Origin of the sequence: Variovorax sp. YR266, from assembly GCF_900107295.1 — a bacterium.
Taxonomy (GTDB): Bacteria; Pseudomonadota; Gammaproteobacteria; order Burkholderiales; family Burkholderiaceae_C; genus Variovorax.
On the sequence record NZ_FNPM01000012.1, the window covers coordinates 160,394 to 176,135 of the forward strand.

At 70.0% G+C, this 15,742-nt stretch carries 13 protein-coding genes; 12 read left to right on the top strand and 1 reads right to left on the bottom strand.

The window, feature by feature from the left end; translation table 11 throughout:
• The first annotated feature begins 5 nt into the window (after window positions 1-5).
• Window positions 6-3,143: an efflux RND transporter permease subunit gene (locus tag BLW48_RS27095; RefSeq protein WP_093178527.1), complete on the top strand. Its 3,138-nt coding sequence runs from the start codon at window positions 6-8 to the stop codon at window positions 3,141-3,143.
• Window positions 3,144-3,148: 5 nt separating this feature from the next.
• Window positions 3,149-4,591: an efflux transporter outer membrane subunit gene (locus BLW48_RS27100; RefSeq protein WP_093178528.1), complete on the top strand. Its 1,443-nt coding sequence runs from the start codon at window positions 3,149-3,151 to the stop codon at window positions 4,589-4,591.
• 15 nt (window positions 4,592-4,606) lie between these two features.
• Here the strand turns inward: BLW48_RS27100 and BLW48_RS27105 are convergent, their stop codons facing one another.
• A complete protein-coding gene (locus BLW48_RS27105; protein ID WP_093079057.1) occupies window positions 4,607-5,104 on the bottom strand; it encodes a hypothetical protein in 498 nt (165 codons plus the stop codon).
• A 179-nt stretch (window positions 5,105-5,283) separates the two neighbouring features.
• Between BLW48_RS27105 and BLW48_RS27110 the strand changes: the two genes are divergently transcribed.
• From BLW48_RS27110 to BLW48_RS27155, 10 genes are all read left to right on the top strand, one after another.
• Entirely contained in the window at window positions 5,284-6,816 is a 1,533-nt protein-coding gene (locus BLW48_RS27110; RefSeq protein ID WP_093178530.1) for a class I adenylate-forming enzyme family protein, read from the top strand.
• A gap of 37 nt (window positions 6,817-6,853) precedes the next feature.
• Complete coding sequence (locus tag BLW48_RS27115) at window positions 6,854-8,314, top strand: sensor histidine kinase (RefSeq protein WP_093178577.1); 1,461 nt, start codon at window positions 6,854-6,856, stop codon at window positions 8,312-8,314.
• Window positions 8,299-9,660, top strand: a complete 1,362-nt coding sequence (locus BLW48_RS27120; RefSeq protein ID WP_093178531.1) for a sigma-54-dependent transcriptional regulator — start codon at window positions 8,299-8,301, stop codon at window positions 9,658-9,660. The genes BLW48_RS27115 and BLW48_RS27120 overlap by 16 nt, the downstream gene beginning before the upstream one ends.
• Before the next feature lie 288 nt (window positions 9,661-9,948).
• Window positions 9,949-10,608 (top strand): hypothetical protein, encoded by a 660-nt coding sequence (locus BLW48_RS27125; RefSeq protein WP_256330946.1) that lies wholly within the window; start codon window positions 9,949-9,951, stop codon window positions 10,606-10,608.
• A 19-nt stretch (window positions 10,609-10,627) separates the two neighbouring features.
• The gene (locus BLW48_RS27130) at window positions 10,628-11,890 is read left to right on the top strand and encodes an MFS transporter (RefSeq protein ID WP_093178533.1); all 1,263 of its coding nucleotides are present in this window, start codon (window positions 10,628-10,630) and stop codon (window positions 11,888-11,890) included.
• The gene (locus tag BLW48_RS27135; protein ID WP_177142419.1) at window positions 11,887-13,050 is read left to right on the top strand and encodes an SLC13 family permease; all 1,164 of its coding nucleotides are present in this window, start codon (window positions 11,887-11,889) and stop codon (window positions 13,048-13,050) included. The genes BLW48_RS27130 and BLW48_RS27135 overlap by 4 nt, the downstream gene beginning before the upstream one ends.
• 42 nt (window positions 13,051-13,092) lie before the next feature.
• Complete coding sequence (locus tag BLW48_RS27140; RefSeq protein WP_093178534.1) at window positions 13,093-13,644, top strand: hypothetical protein; 552 nt, start codon at window positions 13,093-13,095, stop codon at window positions 13,642-13,644.
• Between the two features lie 50 nt (window positions 13,645-13,694).
• The gene (locus tag BLW48_RS27145; protein WP_093178536.1) at window positions 13,695-14,402 is read left to right on the top strand and encodes an AraC family transcriptional regulator; all 708 of its coding nucleotides are present in this window, start codon (window positions 13,695-13,697) and stop codon (window positions 14,400-14,402) included.
• An 84-nt stretch (window positions 14,403-14,486) separates the two neighbouring features.
• On the top strand, window positions 14,487-15,335 hold the full coding sequence (locus BLW48_RS27150; RefSeq protein WP_093178537.1) for a DMT family transporter: 849 nt from the start codon (window positions 14,487-14,489) through the stop codon (window positions 15,333-15,335).
• Between the two features lie 86 nt (window positions 15,336-15,421).
• The gene (locus BLW48_RS27155) at window positions 15,422-15,739 is read left to right on the top strand and encodes a hypothetical protein (RefSeq protein WP_093057754.1); all 318 of its coding nucleotides are present in this window, start codon (window positions 15,422-15,424) and stop codon (window positions 15,737-15,739) included.
• The last annotated feature ends 3 nt before the right edge of the window (window positions 15,740-15,742 follow it).

Below are 15,742 nucleotides of genomic sequence, written 5' to 3' on the forward strand. Positions count from 1 at the left end.
CGCACATGGCACGCTTCTTCATCGACCGGCCCATCTTCGCGTGGGTCATCGCCATCGTCATCATGCTTGCCGGCGGGCTGTCCATTGCCACGCTTTCGCTGGAGCAGTATCCCAACATCGCACCCACCAAGGTCTCCATCAACGCGACCTACCCCGGTGCCTCGGCCAAGACCATCGAGGACTCGGTCACGCAGGTGATCGAGCAGAAGATGAAGGGCCTCGACCGGCTCGTCTCGATGTCGTCGAGCAGCACCTCGTCGGGCACCGCGCGCATCGAGCTCACCTTCGAGGCCGGCACCAACGCCGACGTGGCGCAGATGCAGGTGCAGAACAAGCTGCAGCAGGCCGAGTCGCAGTTGCCGCAATCGGTGCAGAGCCAGGGCGTGACGGTCACCAAATCGGGCACCGACTTCCTGATGATCGTCTCGCTGGTCTCGCAGGACGGCAGCGCTTCGGCCACCGACATCGGCGACTACATCTCCAGCAGCCTGCTCGACGTGCTCAGCCGCATCGACGGCGTGGGCGACGTGCAGACGCTGGGTTCGGGCTATGCCATGCGCATCTGGCTCGACCCCGCCAGGCTGCAGAAGTATTCGCTGATGCCCTCGGACGTGACCACCGCGCTCACCAGCCAGAACACCGAAGTCTCGGCCGGGCAGCTCGGCGCGCTGCCGGCGGCCGCGGGCCAGCGGCTCACCGCGACCATCACCGCGCGCAGCAAGCTGCGCACCGCCGACCAGTTCCGCGAGGTGATCGTCAAGTCGGACAGCAGCAGCGGCGCGATCGTGCGGCTGGGCGACGTCGCGCGCATCGAGCTCGGCAGCGAGAGCTACACCGTCAGCTCGCGCTTCGACGGCAAGCCGTCGTCCGGCATGGGCGTGAAGCTGGCCACCGGCGCCAACGCGCTCACGGTGTCGAACGCGGTGAAGGCCAAGCTCGCGGAGCTGGCGCCCTTCTTCCCCAACCAGATGAAGGCCGTGGTCGGCTACGACACCACGCCCTTCGTGCGCATCTCCATCGAGGAAGTGGCCAAGACGCTGGGCGAGGCGATGGTGCTGGTCGTGCTGATCATGTACCTCTTTTTGCAGAATCTGCGCGCCACGCTGGTGCCCGCAATCGCGGTGCCCGTGGTGCTGCTGGGCACCTTCGGCGTGCTGGCGCTGCTGGGCTACTCGATCAACACGCTGACCATGTTCGGCATGGTGCTGGCCATCGGCCTCCTGGTGGACGACGCCATCGTGGTGGTGGAGAACGTCGAGCGGCTCATGACCGAGGAAGGGCTCTCGCCGAAGGAAGCCACGCGCAAGTCGATGCGCGAGATCACCGGCGCGCTGGTGGGCATTGCACTGGTGCTGTCGGCGGTGTTCATTCCCATGGCTTTCTTCGGCGGCTCGACGGGCGTGATCTACCGCCAGTTCTCGGTGACCATCGTCGCGGCCATGCTGCTATCGGTGCTGGTGGCGCTCACGCTGTCGCCGGCGCTGTGCGCCACTCTGCTCAAGCCCGTGGAGGCCGGCCACCATCAGGAGAAGCGCGGCTTCTTCGGCTGGTTCAACCGCAACTTCGAGCGCAATGCAGACCGCTACCGCTCGGGCGTCGGCGGCCTGCTGCGGCGCGGCAAGCGCAGCCTGCTGGTGTACGCGCTGCTGGTGGGCGTGCTGGCCGTGACCTTCATGCGCCTGCCCACCTCGTTCCTGCCCGACGAAGACCAGGGCACGCTGATGGCCCAGGTGAAGCTGCCCGCCAGCGCCACCGACGAGCAGCTGCAGCAGACCATGAAGAGCTTCGAGCAATACCTGTCCTCGCAGAAGGAAGTCAGCCACTACATCACGCTGACCGGCCTGAGCGGCGACCAGGCCACGGGCAATGCCTTCATCACGCTGAAGGACTGGAGCGAGCGCGGCGGCGACGGGCAAGACGCCGCATCGCTGTCGCGCCGCTTCACGATGGAAATGGCCGCGCGCACCAGCAACGCCAACGTGTTCGTGATGCTGCCGCCGGCCGTGCGCGGCCTGGGCTCCAACGCGGGCTTCGACGTGCAGCTGCAGGACCTGGGCGGCATCGGCCACGATGCGCTGGCACAGGCGCGCGAGCAGTTCCTGGCCCTGGCCAAGAAAGACCCCGCGCTGAGCCAGGTGCGCAGCAACAACCTGGACGACACACCGCAGTTCGCCATCGACATCGACGACCGCAAGGCTTCGGCGCTGGGCCTTTCGACTTCTGACATCAACGACACGCTGTCCAGCGCCATGGGCGGCAGCTACGTGAACGACTTCATCAACAACGGCCGCGTGAAGAAGGTCTACGTGCAGGCCGACGCGCCCTTCCGCATGCAGCCTGACAGCGTGAACAGCTGGTACGTGCGCAACGCCAGCAGCGAGATGGTGCCGTTCTCGGCCTTCGCCAGCAGCCGCTGGACGTACGGCTCGCCGCAGCTGTCGCGCTACAACGGCATGTCGTCGTTCGAGCTGATCGGCGACCCCGCCGCGGGCGTGAGCTCGGGCGCGGCGATGGACGCGGTGGAAAACATCATGAAGCAGCTGCCGCAGGGCATCGGCTATGAATGGACCGGCAGCTCGTATCAGGAACGCCTGTCGGGCTCGCAGGCGCCGCTGCTCTACGCGGTGTCGATTTTGTTCGTGTTCCTGTGCCTGGCCGCGCTGTACGAGAGCTGGTCTGTGCCGTTCTCGGTGATGCTGGTGGTGCCGCTGGGCGTGCTGGGCGCGGTGCTGGCCACGAAGCTGGCGGGGCTGTCGAACGACGTGTACTTCCAGGTGGGGCTGCTGGCCACGGTGGGGCTGTCGGCGAAGAACGCGATCCTGATCGTGGAATTCGCCAAGCAGCTGCAGGACGAAGGCGTTGCGCTGGTCGAGGCCACGCTGCAGGCCGTGCGCCTGCGGCTGCGGCCCATCCTCATGACCTCGCTGGCCTTCATGTTCGGCGTGCTGCCGCTGGCACTCAGCACCGGCGCGGGCTCGGGCAGCCGCCGCGCCATCGGCGTGGGCGTGCTCGGCGGCATCGCGACCGCCACGGCGCTGGGCATCTTCTTCGTGCCGCTGTTCTTCGTCGTGATCCGGCGCTTCTTCGCGCAAAAGAAAAAACCCGCGGCGGCATCCACGCTGACCGCGCTGCCTGAGGCATGAATGCCATGACCCGAATTCATTTCAGACTCTCCGCTCTCATCACGGCCGCGCTGCTGGCCGGCTGCGTCAACCTCGCGCCCGTGTACTCGCGGCCCGAAGCGCCGGTGCCCGCTACCTGGCCGGCCTCCACGGGTGCGAAGGAGGCCAAGGACGCAACCGTCTCCGCCACCACCGGCTGGCAGAGCTTCATCACCGACGACCGGCTGCGCCGCACCATCGCGCTCGCGCTGACCAACAACCGCGACCTGCGCGTGGCGGTGCAGAACATCGAGAAGGCGCGCGCGCAGTACGGCGTGCAGCGCGCCGAGCTGTTCCCCAGCGTCTCGGCCACGGCGGGTGCCACCCGCGCGCGCACCTCGGCGGCAACAAGCAGCAGCGGCGAATCGTCCATCGGCTCGACGTACAGCGCGTCGCTGGGCTTCAGCAGCTACGAGCTCGACCTGTTCGGCCGCGTGCGCAACCTCAACGAGGCGGCGTTGCAGAGCTACCTGTCGACCGAGGCCACGACCCGCAGCACGCAGATCAGCCTGGTGGCGGAAGTCGCCTCGGCCTGGCTCACGCTGGCCGCGGACAACGAACGACTGAAGCTCGCGCAGGACACGCTGGCCAGCCAGCAGCGCACGTATGCGCTGACCGCCCGCATGCATGAACTGGGCGCCAGCTCGGCGCTGTCGCTGGCCCAGGCGCAGACGACCGTTGATTCGGCGCGCGTGGACGTGGCCAGCTACACCGCGCAGGTGGCGCTCGACCGCAACGCGCTGGACCTGCTGGCCGGCGCCACCGTGCCCGGCGACCTGCTGCCGGCCGCAGACATGGCCACGGCCAGCGCGCTGGTCGACGTGCCCGCGGGGCTGCCTTCGACGCTGCTGCAGCAGCGGCCCGACGTACTGGCCGCCGAGCACACGCTGCAGGGCTCGAACGCCGACATCGGCGCGGCGCGCGCGGCCTTCTTCCCGACGATCTCGCTGACCGCGAGCTCGGGCTCGTCGAGCACGGCGCTGTCAGGCCTGTTCAAGGGCGGCAACAGCACCTGGAGCTTCGCGCCATCGGTCAGCCTGCCGATCTTCAACGCCGGCAGCAACCGCGCCAGCCTCGACTCGGCGAAGGCGCAGCGCGAGATCGACCTCGCCACCTACGAGAAGACGGTGCAGACCGCGTTCAAGGAAGTGGCCGATGCGCTGGCCACGCGCGGCTCGATCGGCGAGCAGATTGCGGCGCAGCAATCGCTGGTCGATGCCACGCAGAAGAGCTACACGCTGTCGAACGCGCTCTACCGCAGCGGCAGCTACAGCTTTCTCGAAGTGCTGGACGCGCAGCGCTCGCTTTACACGGCGCAGCAGACGCTGATCGGCCTGCGGCTGTCGGAGCAGAGCAACCGCATCACGCTCTACAAGGTGATGGGCGGCGGGGACACGGTGCGGGCCGAGACCACGGCGTCGGCACGCTGATCGACCCGGAGTCTTTCAGCCGCGCGTGGCGTTCTCTTTCATCTTCGCCAGCGCGATGGCAATGGCCGCGCCGCCCAGCGTCTTGATCAACCCCGAGTGCTGCGCGTAGAACTGGCTCACCTCGTCGATGACGCCGGCATGCTGCTGCTCGGCGTGCGTGGCGATCTCGGTCACCTGCGCGGGCGACAGCTGCGAGGCCTGGTCGGGCGTGACCTGCGTCTGCCCCGGCTGCAGCACGCGCCCGAGCACGCCGCCGGCCAGCGCCGAGGCGGCGGCCGGGCCCAGCGTGGCCAGGATCTGGTTGAGTACGCCAGCCTGCTGCGTGGGCGACGACTGGCCGAACAGCTTGCCGACCGTGTCGCCGAAAGGCGGCGTCTGGTCCGAGCGCATGGCCGCGGCGAGCCCCGCGCCAAGTTCGCCGGGCGAGGCGTGCTGCGCGACCTGGTCGATGTGGGCCTCGGGGTTGTTGCTGTTGTTGCCGATGGCCTGCTGGAGGATGTCGAGTAAACCCATGGTGAGCTCCTTGGTGGTCGGGCATCGTGGCCCCGCCTTCCTGATCGGCAACTGACGGCGCTGTGTCCTGCACCGGCAGGCGTCGCCCAGGCGCTGGCCACGCGCGACAGGTCCGCTATCCTGCCGGCTGGCCAAGATGAAGGACTGACTCTCCCATGCACCCCGCTGTTCAAGCCTCTATGGAACGCAGTTTCGGCGCCATTGCCGATCTGGTTCGCCTCCACGCACAACACACCCCCGATCACGCCGCGCTGGCGGATGCCACGCGCACGCTGGACTACCGCGCGCTCGACGCGCTGATGGACCGCGTCGCGGCCAGCCTGCAGCGCGACGGGCTCAAGGCGGGCGACGCCATTGCCATCTGCGCCTCGTCGTCGGTGAACTACGCAGCCGTGTTCCTGGGCGCGCTGCGCGCGGGCGTCGCGGTGGCCCCGCTGGCGCCCGGCTCCACGCCCGCCAGCCTGGCCCGCATGATCGAGGACGCCGACGCGCGCATCCTGTTCAGCGATGCCTCGGCCGCCGAAGTGATCGGCCCCGCGAAGGAAGGCGGCATTCCGCGCGTCGCGTTCGACGGCTCGCAGGTCGGCCGCGACATCGAAGGCTGGCTGGCGCCGGCCGGTTCGCAGCCCGAGGCCGTCGAGGTGCAGCCCGCGTGGGCATTCAACATCATCTATTCGTCGGGCACCACCGGCGAGCCCAAGGGCATCGTGCAGGGCCACGGCATGCGCTGGTCCCACGTGCAGCGCGGCGCCAGGTACGAATACAGCACCGACACCGTCACGCTGCTGTCGACGCCGCTCTACTCCAACACCACGCTGGTGGTGTTCTTCCCCACGCTGGCTTTCGGCGGCTGCGTGGTGCTGATGCCCAAGTTCGACGCGCTCGGCTATCTGCAGCTGGCCGAGAAGCGCCGCGTGACGCACACCATGCTCGTGCCGGTGCAGTACCAGCGGCTGATGGCGCACCCGCGCTTCGACGAGCACGACCTGTCCTCCTACAAGTTCAAGTTCAGCACCAGCGCGCCCTTCAACGCCGCGCTCAAGGCCGACGTGCTCAAGCGCTGGCCCGGCGGGCTGATCGAGTTCTACGGGATGACCGAGGGCGGCGGCACCTGCATCCTGGAAGCGCACCTGCACCCGACCAAGCTGCACACGGTGGGCCAGCCCGCCGAGGGCAGCGACATCCGCCTGATCGACGAGGAAGGCAACGAGCTGCCGCGCGGCAACACCGAGGTGGCCGGCGAGGTGGTGGGCCACTCGGGCGGCATGATGACCGGCTACCACCGCCAGCCGGAGAAGACACGCGAGGCCGAGTGGTTCGACGCCAGCGGCAAGCGCTTCATCCGCACCGGCGACGTGGGCCGCTTCGACGCCGACGGCTTCCTCACGCTGTTCGACCGCAAGAAGGACATGATCATCAGCGGCGGCTTCAACATCTACCCGAGCGACCTCGAGGCCGTGCTGCGCGGCCATGCGGCGGTGGCCGATGTGGCCGTGGTCGGCGTACCGTCGGAGCAATGGGGCGAGACGCCGGTGGCCTTCGTGGTGCGCCGCGAGGGCGACGCCACGAGCGAAGACGCGCTGCTGCAATGGACCAACGCCCAGCTCGGCAAGACGCAGCGCCTGGCGCGGCTGAGCTTCATCGACGAGCTGCCTCGCAGCGCCATCGGCAAGGTGCTCAAGCGCGAACTGCGTGAACGTGACCACGGCTGATGCGCAGCAGCCCGAAGGCGGAGCAGGATCGCGCCAGATGAAATCCCTGCGCGGTCAGTTGCTGTTCTTCTGGGTGCTGTTGTTCGGCATGTGTGCCGCGCTGGCCGTGGTGATGCTGACGCTGTACCGCAGCAGTGCGGGGGCGCAGGTGGCGGCGGGGCGCACGGCCACCGAGCAGTCGTGCCGGGCCATTGCCGCGCGCTATGCCAGGTCGGCCACCGCGCCCGCCCCCGCACAACCCCAGGTCGACCTGCTGCAAGTGCTGCTGCAGCTGGTGCTGGTCGAGGCGCCGCACGTCGAAGGCGGCGTGTGGCAGGCCAGCGGCGGCCAACTGGCCTACGCCTACCCCACCTACGAAGGCAGCGGCGTGAAGCGCGACGTGCCTGCCGCCGAGCAGCCGCTGATCGCCGAAATGGCGCAGCTTGCGGCCCGCACGCAACAGCCGCAGACCGACGTGGTGCGCGGCAGCCGCGAGGCGCTGATCGTCGCGGCCTGTCCGCTGGCGGCGCCGGGCAACGACCTGGCGGCCTGGACCATGACCCGCACCAACGGCGGTGCGCTGGCTGCGCAGGACAGCCTGCGCACCGGGCTGGGCGTGTTGCTGCTGCTGGTGCTGGCTTCGGGCCTGTGGCTGGGCTTCATCCTGCTGCGCGGACTGCGCCACGTGCAACGCCTGGAAAACCGGCTGGCGCAGGCCGATGCCGACGGCGGCGCCATGCCGGAGCTGCCTCGCACCGGCGTGCGCGAGCTCGACCGCATCGTCGACGGCTTCAACCACTACCGCCAGCGCTTCGAGGAGGCTCGCGCCCACCTGCGCGCGGCCGCCCAGCAGCGCAGCCGCGACCAGCGCCTGGCCGCGCTGGGCCGCATGACGGGCGGCATCGCACACGAGATCCGCAACCCCATCGCCACCATGCGGCTGAAGGCCGAGAACGCGCTGGCCGCCACGCCCGAGAAGCAGGGCGAGGCACTGCGCGTGATCGTCGGGCAGATCGACCGGCTCGATGGGCTGGTGCAGAGCCTTCTTGCGCTCGTGCAGCCGGTGACGCTGGCTCCGGTAAAAGTGGAGCTGCACCGCTGGCTCGACGAGCGTGTGGCCGCCGTGGCGCCCAAGGCCGATGCCGCCGGCGTGCAGGTCACGCTGCAGCACGACAGGCCCGCCAGCGCCGTGTTCGACCCGGTGCACCTGGCGCGCGCGGTCGACAACCTGCTCGACAACGCGGTGCGCCATGCGCCGCGCAGCGGCCACGTCGTGCTCTCGGCCCTGCAGCCCGAAGCGCACACGCTGGCCATCCGCGTGGACGACGACGGCCCCGGCGTGCCCGAATCGCTGCAGGCCAGCCTGTTCGAGCCCTTCGCCACCGGCCGCGCCGACGGCACCGGGCTGGGCCTGGCGCTGGCGCGCGAGGTGGCGCTGGCGCACGGCGGTGACTTGCATCACGTGCCGCTGACACCGGGCACCCGCTTCGAACTGGAACTTCCATGGCGCACCTCCTGATCGTCGACGACGACGACGCCTTCCGCGACACGCTGGCCGAAACGCTTCAGGGCCTGGGCCACGAGACGGTCGCCGTCGCCAGCGGCAACGAGGCCATCGAGACGCTGTCGCGCGAGCGCTTCGACGCCGTGTTCCTCGACCACCGCATGCCCGGCATGGATGGCCTGCAGACGCTTGCGGCCCTGCAGGCGCGCATGGCGCGGCTGCCGCCGGTGATCGTGCTCACCGCGTTCTCGAGCGCGGGCAACACCATCGAGGCGATGCGGCTGGGTGCCTTCGACCACCTGGCCAAGCCGATCAGCCGCGAGGCGGTGCGCGAGGTGCTGGAACGCGCGTTGCAGCGGCACACGGCAGCCTCGCCGTCCGCCAGCAACACCGGGGACGACGACACCGACCTGATCGGCCCGAGCCAGGCGATGCGCGAGGTGCACAAGCGCATCGGCCTGGCCGCCGCCAACGCGATGCCGGTGCTGGTGCTCGGCGAGACAGGCACCGGCAAGGAAATGGTGGCGCGCGCCCTGCACCGCTACTCGGCCCGCGCCGAACGCCCTTTCGTGGCCGTCAACTGCTCGGCCATTCCGAAGGAACTGCTCGAAAGCGAACTCTTCGGCCACGTGCGCGGCGCCTTCACCGGCGCCACCGGCGATCGGCCCGGGTGCTTTCGCGCGGCCGACGGCGGCGTGCTGCTGCTCGACGAGATCGGCGACATGGCGCTGGACGTGCAGGCCAAGATTTTGCGCGCGCTGCAGGAGGGCGAGGTCACGCCGCTGGGCAGCCACAAGACGGTGAAGGTCGACGTGCGCGTGGTCGCTGCCACGCACCGCGACCTGGCCGCCGCCGTGCGCGAAGGACGCTTCCGGGAAGACCTGCTGTACCGGCTCGATGTGCTGTCGATCCGCATGCCGCCGCTGCGCGAGCGACTGGCCGACATCATTCCGCTGGCGGAGCACTTCCTGCGCCGCGCCGCCTTGCAAGGTGCGCCCGATGCCGTGCCCAAGGCGCTGTCGGCCGAGGCGGCGCAGTGGCTGCTGAGCCACCCGTGGCCGGGCAACGTGCGGGAGCTGCGCAACGTGATGGAGCGCTGCCAGGCGCTGGTGCGGCATCGCGTGATCGGCGGCGCGGACCTGGACCTCGCGCTCGGTGCCGCAGCTCCCGGCGAAGCCCCCGCCACGCTGCCCGCCGACTGGCTCGAGGGCGAACTGCCAGCCGCCGTCGAGAAGCTCGAGCGCCTGCTGATCGCCCACGCGCTCGCGCAGACACAGGGCAACCGCGCCGAAGCGGCACGCCGGCTGGGCATTCACCGGCAACTGCTGTATCGCAAGCTGGCGCAGTACGGGCTCGAATGAGCCGCAGGTGTCCGCAAACCGGACACCCGGTGTCTCCGGATCATGCGGCAGCAAGCCGCCGGACGCACGCAAGTCGTTGATTTAAAAGGATTCATGCGCTGGCACGTTGTGTGAGATGTCCTTGGGCATCCATCCACACAAGGAGCTGACCATGACACCCCGCATCACCTTCATCGCCGCCGCCTGCCTGCTGGCCGGCAGCGCCGCCTTCGCCCAGATGCCGCCCCCACCACCGGGCGGACCGATCCCCCGCAGCGGCCCGGCGCCACCGCGCCACTGCCACACGCCGTGCCGACAGCGGGCACGGTCGCCAGCGGCCGCGCGCAGCAATGGCTGCTCAACCCGAACGGCGAGGCCGACGGGCTGCTGCTGGCCGACGGCACGCAGGTCGCATTTCCGCCGCACCTCTCGGCCGCCGTAATGCAGGTACTCAGGCCCGGCGATACGGTGCAGGTCAGCGGCTGGCGCGCACCCGGCGTGCCGGTGGTGCGCATGCAGTCGCTCGCCGCCAACGGCCGCAGCGTGACCGACGAGCCGCCGGTGCCCGGCATGGCCCCGCCGCCGCGCGAGCCGGGCGCGCTCGTTGCCCTGTCGGCGGGCGGGCGCATCGATCGCCTGCTGTACACCGACCGTGGCGACGTGCACGGCGTGCTGCTTGCGGACAAGACCACCGTACGCTTTCCGCCGCACATCGGCGCGATGTACGGCGCGCAACTGCAGCCCGGCGCCCAGTTCCATGCGCGCGGCTGGGGCACGCGCGGCGCACAGGGCACGGCGTTGCAGGCCACCAGCATGGGTCCGACCGCGGACACGGTGCGCGAGGTGTTCGGCGGCCCGGGGCTGGTGCCTGCGCACCGAGGCCCCGGCGGCCCCCGCGGCGCGAGGGGCACCGGCCCCGCGCCATACGCTCCGCTGATGGCGCCACCGGCCCCGATGCCGGCGTCCTGATCTTCCAGTCCAGCCTGCCATGACCTCCTCCGCCGCACCTTCGCGCCGCAGCCTGCGCGCACTCGACGCACTGGCCTTCTTCGCGCCCGACATCCAGGGCGGCGTCGGCCCGTTCCTGATCGTCTTCATGGCCGGCACCCTGGCCTGGGACCCGCAGCGCATTGGCACCGTGATGTTCGTCTCGGCGCTGGTCGGGCTGCTGGTGCAGGCGCCGGCCGGTGCGCTGATCGACAGCGCACGGCACAAGCCGCGCTGGATTGCGGGAGCCATTTCGCTCATCGCGGTGTGCCTGGTGGTCATGGCGAACTGGCCGGGCTACGGCGTGATCCTGGCGGGCCAGTCGCTCATCGGCGCTGCGGGCACGCTGGTGGCGCCGGCCATCGCGGCCGTCAGCCTGGGCATGGTGGGTCGCGCCGGGCTGGATGCGCGCGTCGGCCGCAACGCCGCAATCACAGCGGCCGGCACGGTGCTGTGGGCGCTGGGCACCGGCTGGGCGGGCCACGCGTTCGGGCCGCATGCCATGTTCTTCTACGCGGTGGCGATGGCGCTGCCGACCATCGCGGCGGCCATGCTGATCCGCAAGCGCGACGTCGATCCACGGCTGGCGCGCGGCGCCGATGCCGATCACGAGGAGGCCGACGCACCGCGTTCCACCGCACGCTGGTACGACCACCGTTTCATCGTGCTGCTGGTCTGCGCCTTCCTGTTCCACCTGGCCAACGCCGCCATGCTCACGCTGGTGGCGCAGAAGGTCGGCACGCAGGCCGGCACCTCGGCCACGCTGTGGCTGTCGGGCGGCGTGATCGTCACGCAGCTGGTCACCATTCCGATTGCCCTGGCGGTCGGGCGCTGGGCGCCGCGGCTGGCGCGCAAACCCATCTTCCTGGCCGGCTTCGCGGTGCTGCCGGTGCGCGGGCTGCTGTACCTGCTGGCCGACAGCCCGGCCGCGCTGCTGTCGCTGCAGGTGCTGGACGGCATCGGCGCGGGCATCTTCGGCGTGATGCTGACCTTGATGATCGGCGACATCACGCGCGGCAGCGGGCACTTCAACTTCGCGCTGGGCATCGGCGCGGCCTGCGTGGGGCTTGGCGCGGCGCTCAGCAACCTGGTGGCGGGCACGGTCGCGCACCTGGCCGGCTATGGCACGGCCTTCGTGATGCTGGCGGGCATCGCGGCCGCTGCGCTGACGCTGTTTGCGCTCGCAATGCCGGAAACTCGCGACCGGCGCCGTTCGATGGCGAACGCGCCGGCCGCCTCCGCACTGACCACCGCCGCTCCATGACCAAAGACACCGTGCCGACCCTGGCATCTTCCTCCTCGTCCGCCGCTTCCGGGGCCGACGCTCCCGCAACCCACGAAGGCGGCGGAAACGGCCTGCTCTGGGTGCTGGTGGCGGTGGCGGTGCTGTTCGCCTTCGTGCGCCCGCGCGCGCCGATGGACTGGCTCAAGCTGATCGACTGGCAGACTGTGGGGGCCCTGGCCGGGCTGCTCGCCATCACGCAGGGCGTGGAAAAGAGCGGCATGCTGCAGTCGGCCGCCCAGCGGCTGCTGGCGCGCACCACCAATCTGCGCCAACTGGCGCTGCTGCTCACCGCCACGGCCGCCGTGCTGTCGGCACTGGTCACCAACGACGTGAGCCTGTTCCTGCTGGTACCTCTGACGCGCGTGCTGGCCACGCAGGCGCACCTGCCGCTGGCGCGGCTGGTGGTGCTCCAGGCCCTGGCGGTGAACGCGGGCTCCGCGCTCACGCCCATCGGCAACCCGCAGAACCTGTACCTGTGGCACCGCACCGGCGAAAGCTTCGGCGGCTTCATGCTGATGATGGCGCCCACCGTGCTGGTCATGCTGTTCTGGCTGTTCGTGGCCGTGTGGCTGCTGGTGCCGCGCACGGCCATTGCGCTCAAGCCGGCGGCCGAGGCCTCACCGGTGCAGCCGAGGCTGCTGGCGCTGTCGGGCGTGCTGTTCGTGGGTTTCGTCGTCGCGCTCGACCGGCACTGGCTGCTGGCTGGCCTGGCGGTGGTGTTCGTCGCCTACCTGCTGTTCCAGCGCCGCGTGCTGCTGGGCGTCGACTGGGCGCTGCTGGCGATCATCGCGCTGATGTTCGTCGACCTGCGACAGCTGGCGGAACTGCCGGCCGTGGCTTCGCTGATGGGCCAGTGGCCGATTGCCGAGGGCTGGCGTGCGTATCTTGCGGCCATCGTCACCTCGCAGTTCATCAGCAACGTGCCGGCCACCATCCTGCTGGACCGTTACGTGCACGACCTGCCCGCGCTGGCGGCGGGCGTGAGCGTGGGCGGCTTCGGCTGCGTGCTGGGCTCGCTGGCCAATCTCATCGCGCTGCGGCTGGCCAAGGTGCCGCACGGGTTGCGCGAGTTCCATCGCATCGGCATTCCCTTTCTGATCGTGTGCGCGGCATCGGCGGTGCTGCTGCGGCTCGGTTGATCGCGCTTTCTGCTTCACAAACATACTGACAAAGGACATCCCATGCCACATCCTCACGACACCCTCGACGTCTGGTCGGTCGAAGGCCGCTTCCAGCACCTGGTCTACAGCCCCAAGGGCCACATCGAAGGCGTGCTGATCGACACCGACGGCGTGCCCACGCAGTTCGTGTTCGATCGCCACGACGAATGCGCTGCGCCCGCGTTTGCCGGCCTGCAGGCCGGCCAGGCGCTGGTGATCGAGGGCATCGAACAAGACCCCTCGCCCAAAGGCGAAACCGAACACACGGTCTACCGCTTCGAGCGGCTGGCCTCGGTCGACGGCAAGGCGCCGCGGCAGGTGGACACCGGTGAACGCATCGACGGCACGGTAGTCCGCTTCAACTACGCGCGCCACGGACAGGCCAACGGCGTGGTGCTGGACACCGGCGACTTCGTCCACACAAAGCCCGACGGCCTCGCGCGGCTGGCGCTGAAGGTCGGCGACAAGGTGCGGGCCGAGGGCCGCTCACAGCCGCTGGCGACGGGCCAGGGGCGCGTGGTCGAAGCGGTGCGGGTCAACGGGCAGGCGCTGCAGGACGTCGACGGAAGCTGATGCTGCCTGTGGCATTGCCGGGGCGCTGCGCGGACAATCCATGACAGCCCATGCCTGTCCTCGGTTCCTCCCCGTCGCCCCACCATGAACTCGCCCTGCGCGACTACGGCCACTCGCATGGCAGCCACGCGCACGACCACTTCCAGGTGCTGATCGGCCTCGACGGCGTGCTGGAGATCGAAGTGGAAGGCCGGGGCGCCGACATCGGCGCGGGCGAGGCGCAGGTGGTCGCCCCGGGCGACCGGCACGACTTCAGCGCGCGCAAGCACGGCAGCCTGTGCCTGGTGCTCGACACCACGCAACCGGCATGGGCCCGCTGCGCCGAGCGTGCACCGCCCGACGCGCCGCAACTGCACGCGCTGGCGCGCTACCTGGCGCAATGCATGAGGCAGCCGCAGGCCTCGGTCCTGGCCTTGCAGCATGGCCCCGCGCTGTTGCTGGAGGCCTGGAGCCCGACGCCGGCATCTGCCGATTCGCGCCGGCGTCGTATCGACTGGCCCCTGCTCGCCGACTGGGCCCGGGCCCGCTGGCACGAGCCGTTGAGCGTCGCCGACCTGGCCGATGTCGCCTGCCTGAGCCCAAGCCAGTTCGCGCAGCGCTGCCGCGACGAGCAGGGCGTGAGCGCGATGCACTGGCTGCGCTCGCTGCGGCTGGCGCATGCGCGTGAGCTGCGGCTGGGCGGCATGAGCGTGGCTGAGACGGCGCGCCGCACGGGCTACCGGTCGCCCTCCGCACTCACAGCCGCACTGCGCCGCTGACTGCGCCTTCCCCGGCGCAAGACCGTCGTTGCGCGACGACGGACCGTCATTGCGCGACGACCGCGTCGCTTAGCCTTGCGGCCCATGTCGTCCACCGTCTACGCCCTGCTGGCCATCGCGCTCTGGGCCACGCTCGCCTCGCTCGGCACTGCGCTGTCGCATCTGCCGCCATTTCTCCTGACCGGCCTTGCGCTGATCATCGGCAGCGTGCCGAGCTGGCCACTGGTGCTGCGCGACCGCTCGGCCTGGCGGGTGCCGCCGCGCACGCTGGCACTGGGCATCTACGGGCTGTTCGGCTTTCACTTCCTGCTGTTCATCGCGCTGCGGCATGCGCCACCGGTCGAAGCCAACCTCGTCAACTACCTGTGGCCGCTGCTGATGGTGGTGCTGGCGCCGGTGCTGCTGCCGGGCATGTCGCTGCGGCCGCTGCACGTGGTGGCTGCCCTGCTGGGGTTCGCGGGCGCGGCGATCGCGATCCTCGGCGCGCGCGGCGGCGGCGCGGCGGCAACGGGAGCGCAGGAGTACTGGGGCTTCGTGCCGGCGTTGGGCTCGGCCTTCGTCTGGGCGAGCTATTCGCTCTGGACGAAGCGCGTGGCGGCCTTCCCGACCTCGGCGATCGGCCTGTTCGGGCTGGTCTCGGGTGTGCTCTCGCTGGCCTGCCATGTGGTGCTCGAACCCTCGGTGGCGCTGTCGGGCCGGGACTGGCTGCTGCTCGTGCTCTGCGGCCTCGGCCCGCTGGGCGCGGCTTTTTTCGTGTGGGACATCGCGCTCAAGCGCGGCGACGCGCGGCAGATCGGCATCCTGAGCTACCTCACGCCGCTGGGCTCGACCGCGCTGCTGCTGCTCGTCACCGGCCGGCCGCTCACCTGGACCATCGCCGTGGCGGCCTGGCTCATCGTCTCGGCGGCGGTCATGGGCACGCGCGCGCGCTGACTTGCGCAGAATCAGGCTGTATCCGACGGCTCGGCGTCTTCTTTTCTGGCTAGAGTGGAGGCTCAGGAATAAAGGAGCCAACCCACATGGACGACAAGAACAGGGATTTCGAGATCACGCCCAAGCTGGTGTTCGACCTGAACCTGGCGCTGTACCTCGACCTGGTGGCCGCGCTGGAGGGTGCGGGCGCCGTCACCTACCGCCAGATGGCGGCCCGGGTGCTCAACATCAGCATGGACGCGCGCGGCGACGGCGACACCGGCCTGTCGACGGTGCTCGAAGGCATCGCCAGGGGTTTCGCCGGCCACGGCGACGGCATGTCGATCGAGCTGCTGAAGGCCGCGCGGGGCCTTCGCGAAGACGAGGCGATGGGCGACATTCCTATGCGGCCCGACGAAAGCTGAAAA

Excerpts from the sequence above, each read along its gene's own strand:
- BLW48_RS27135 (WP_177142419.1), top strand. The coding sequence starts at position 11,887 with ATGACCAAAGACACCGTGCCGACCCTGGCATCTTCCTCCTCGTCCGCC.
- BLW48_RS27100 (WP_093178528.1), top strand. The coding sequence starts at position 3,149 with ATGACCCGAATTCATTTCAGACTCTCCGCTCTCATCACGGCCGCGCTG.
- BLW48_RS27145 (WP_093178536.1), top strand. The coding sequence starts at position 13,695 with ATGCCTGTCCTCGGTTCCTCCCCGTCGCCCCACCATGAACTCGCCCTG.
- BLW48_RS27150 (WP_093178537.1), top strand. The coding sequence starts at position 14,487 with ATGTCGTCCACCGTCTACGCCCTGCTGGCCATCGCGCTCTGGGCCACG.
- BLW48_RS27115 (WP_093178577.1), top strand. The coding sequence starts at position 6,854 with ATGAAATCCCTGCGCGGTCAGTTGCTGTTCTTCTGGGTGCTGTTGTTC.
- BLW48_RS27105 (WP_093079057.1), bottom strand. The coding sequence starts at position 5,104 with ATGGGTTTACTCGACATCCTCCAGCAGGCCATCGGCAACAACAGCAAC.
- BLW48_RS27120 (WP_093178531.1), top strand. The coding sequence starts at position 8,299 with ATGGCGCACCTCCTGATCGTCGACGACGACGACGCCTTCCGCGACACG.
- BLW48_RS27140 (WP_093178534.1), top strand. The coding sequence starts at position 13,093 with ATGCCACATCCTCACGACACCCTCGACGTCTGGTCGGTCGAAGGCCGC.
- BLW48_RS27155 (WP_093057754.1), top strand. The coding sequence starts at position 15,422 with ATGGACGACAAGAACAGGGATTTCGAGATCACGCCCAAGCTGGTGTTC.
- BLW48_RS27130 (WP_093178533.1), top strand. The coding sequence starts at position 10,628 with ATGACCTCCTCCGCCGCACCTTCGCGCCGCAGCCTGCGCGCACTCGAC.
- BLW48_RS27095 (WP_093178527.1), top strand. The coding sequence starts at position 6 with ATGGCACGCTTCTTCATCGACCGGCCCATCTTCGCGTGGGTCATCGCC.
- BLW48_RS27110 (WP_093178530.1), top strand. The coding sequence starts at position 5,284 with ATGGAACGCAGTTTCGGCGCCATTGCCGATCTGGTTCGCCTCCACGCA.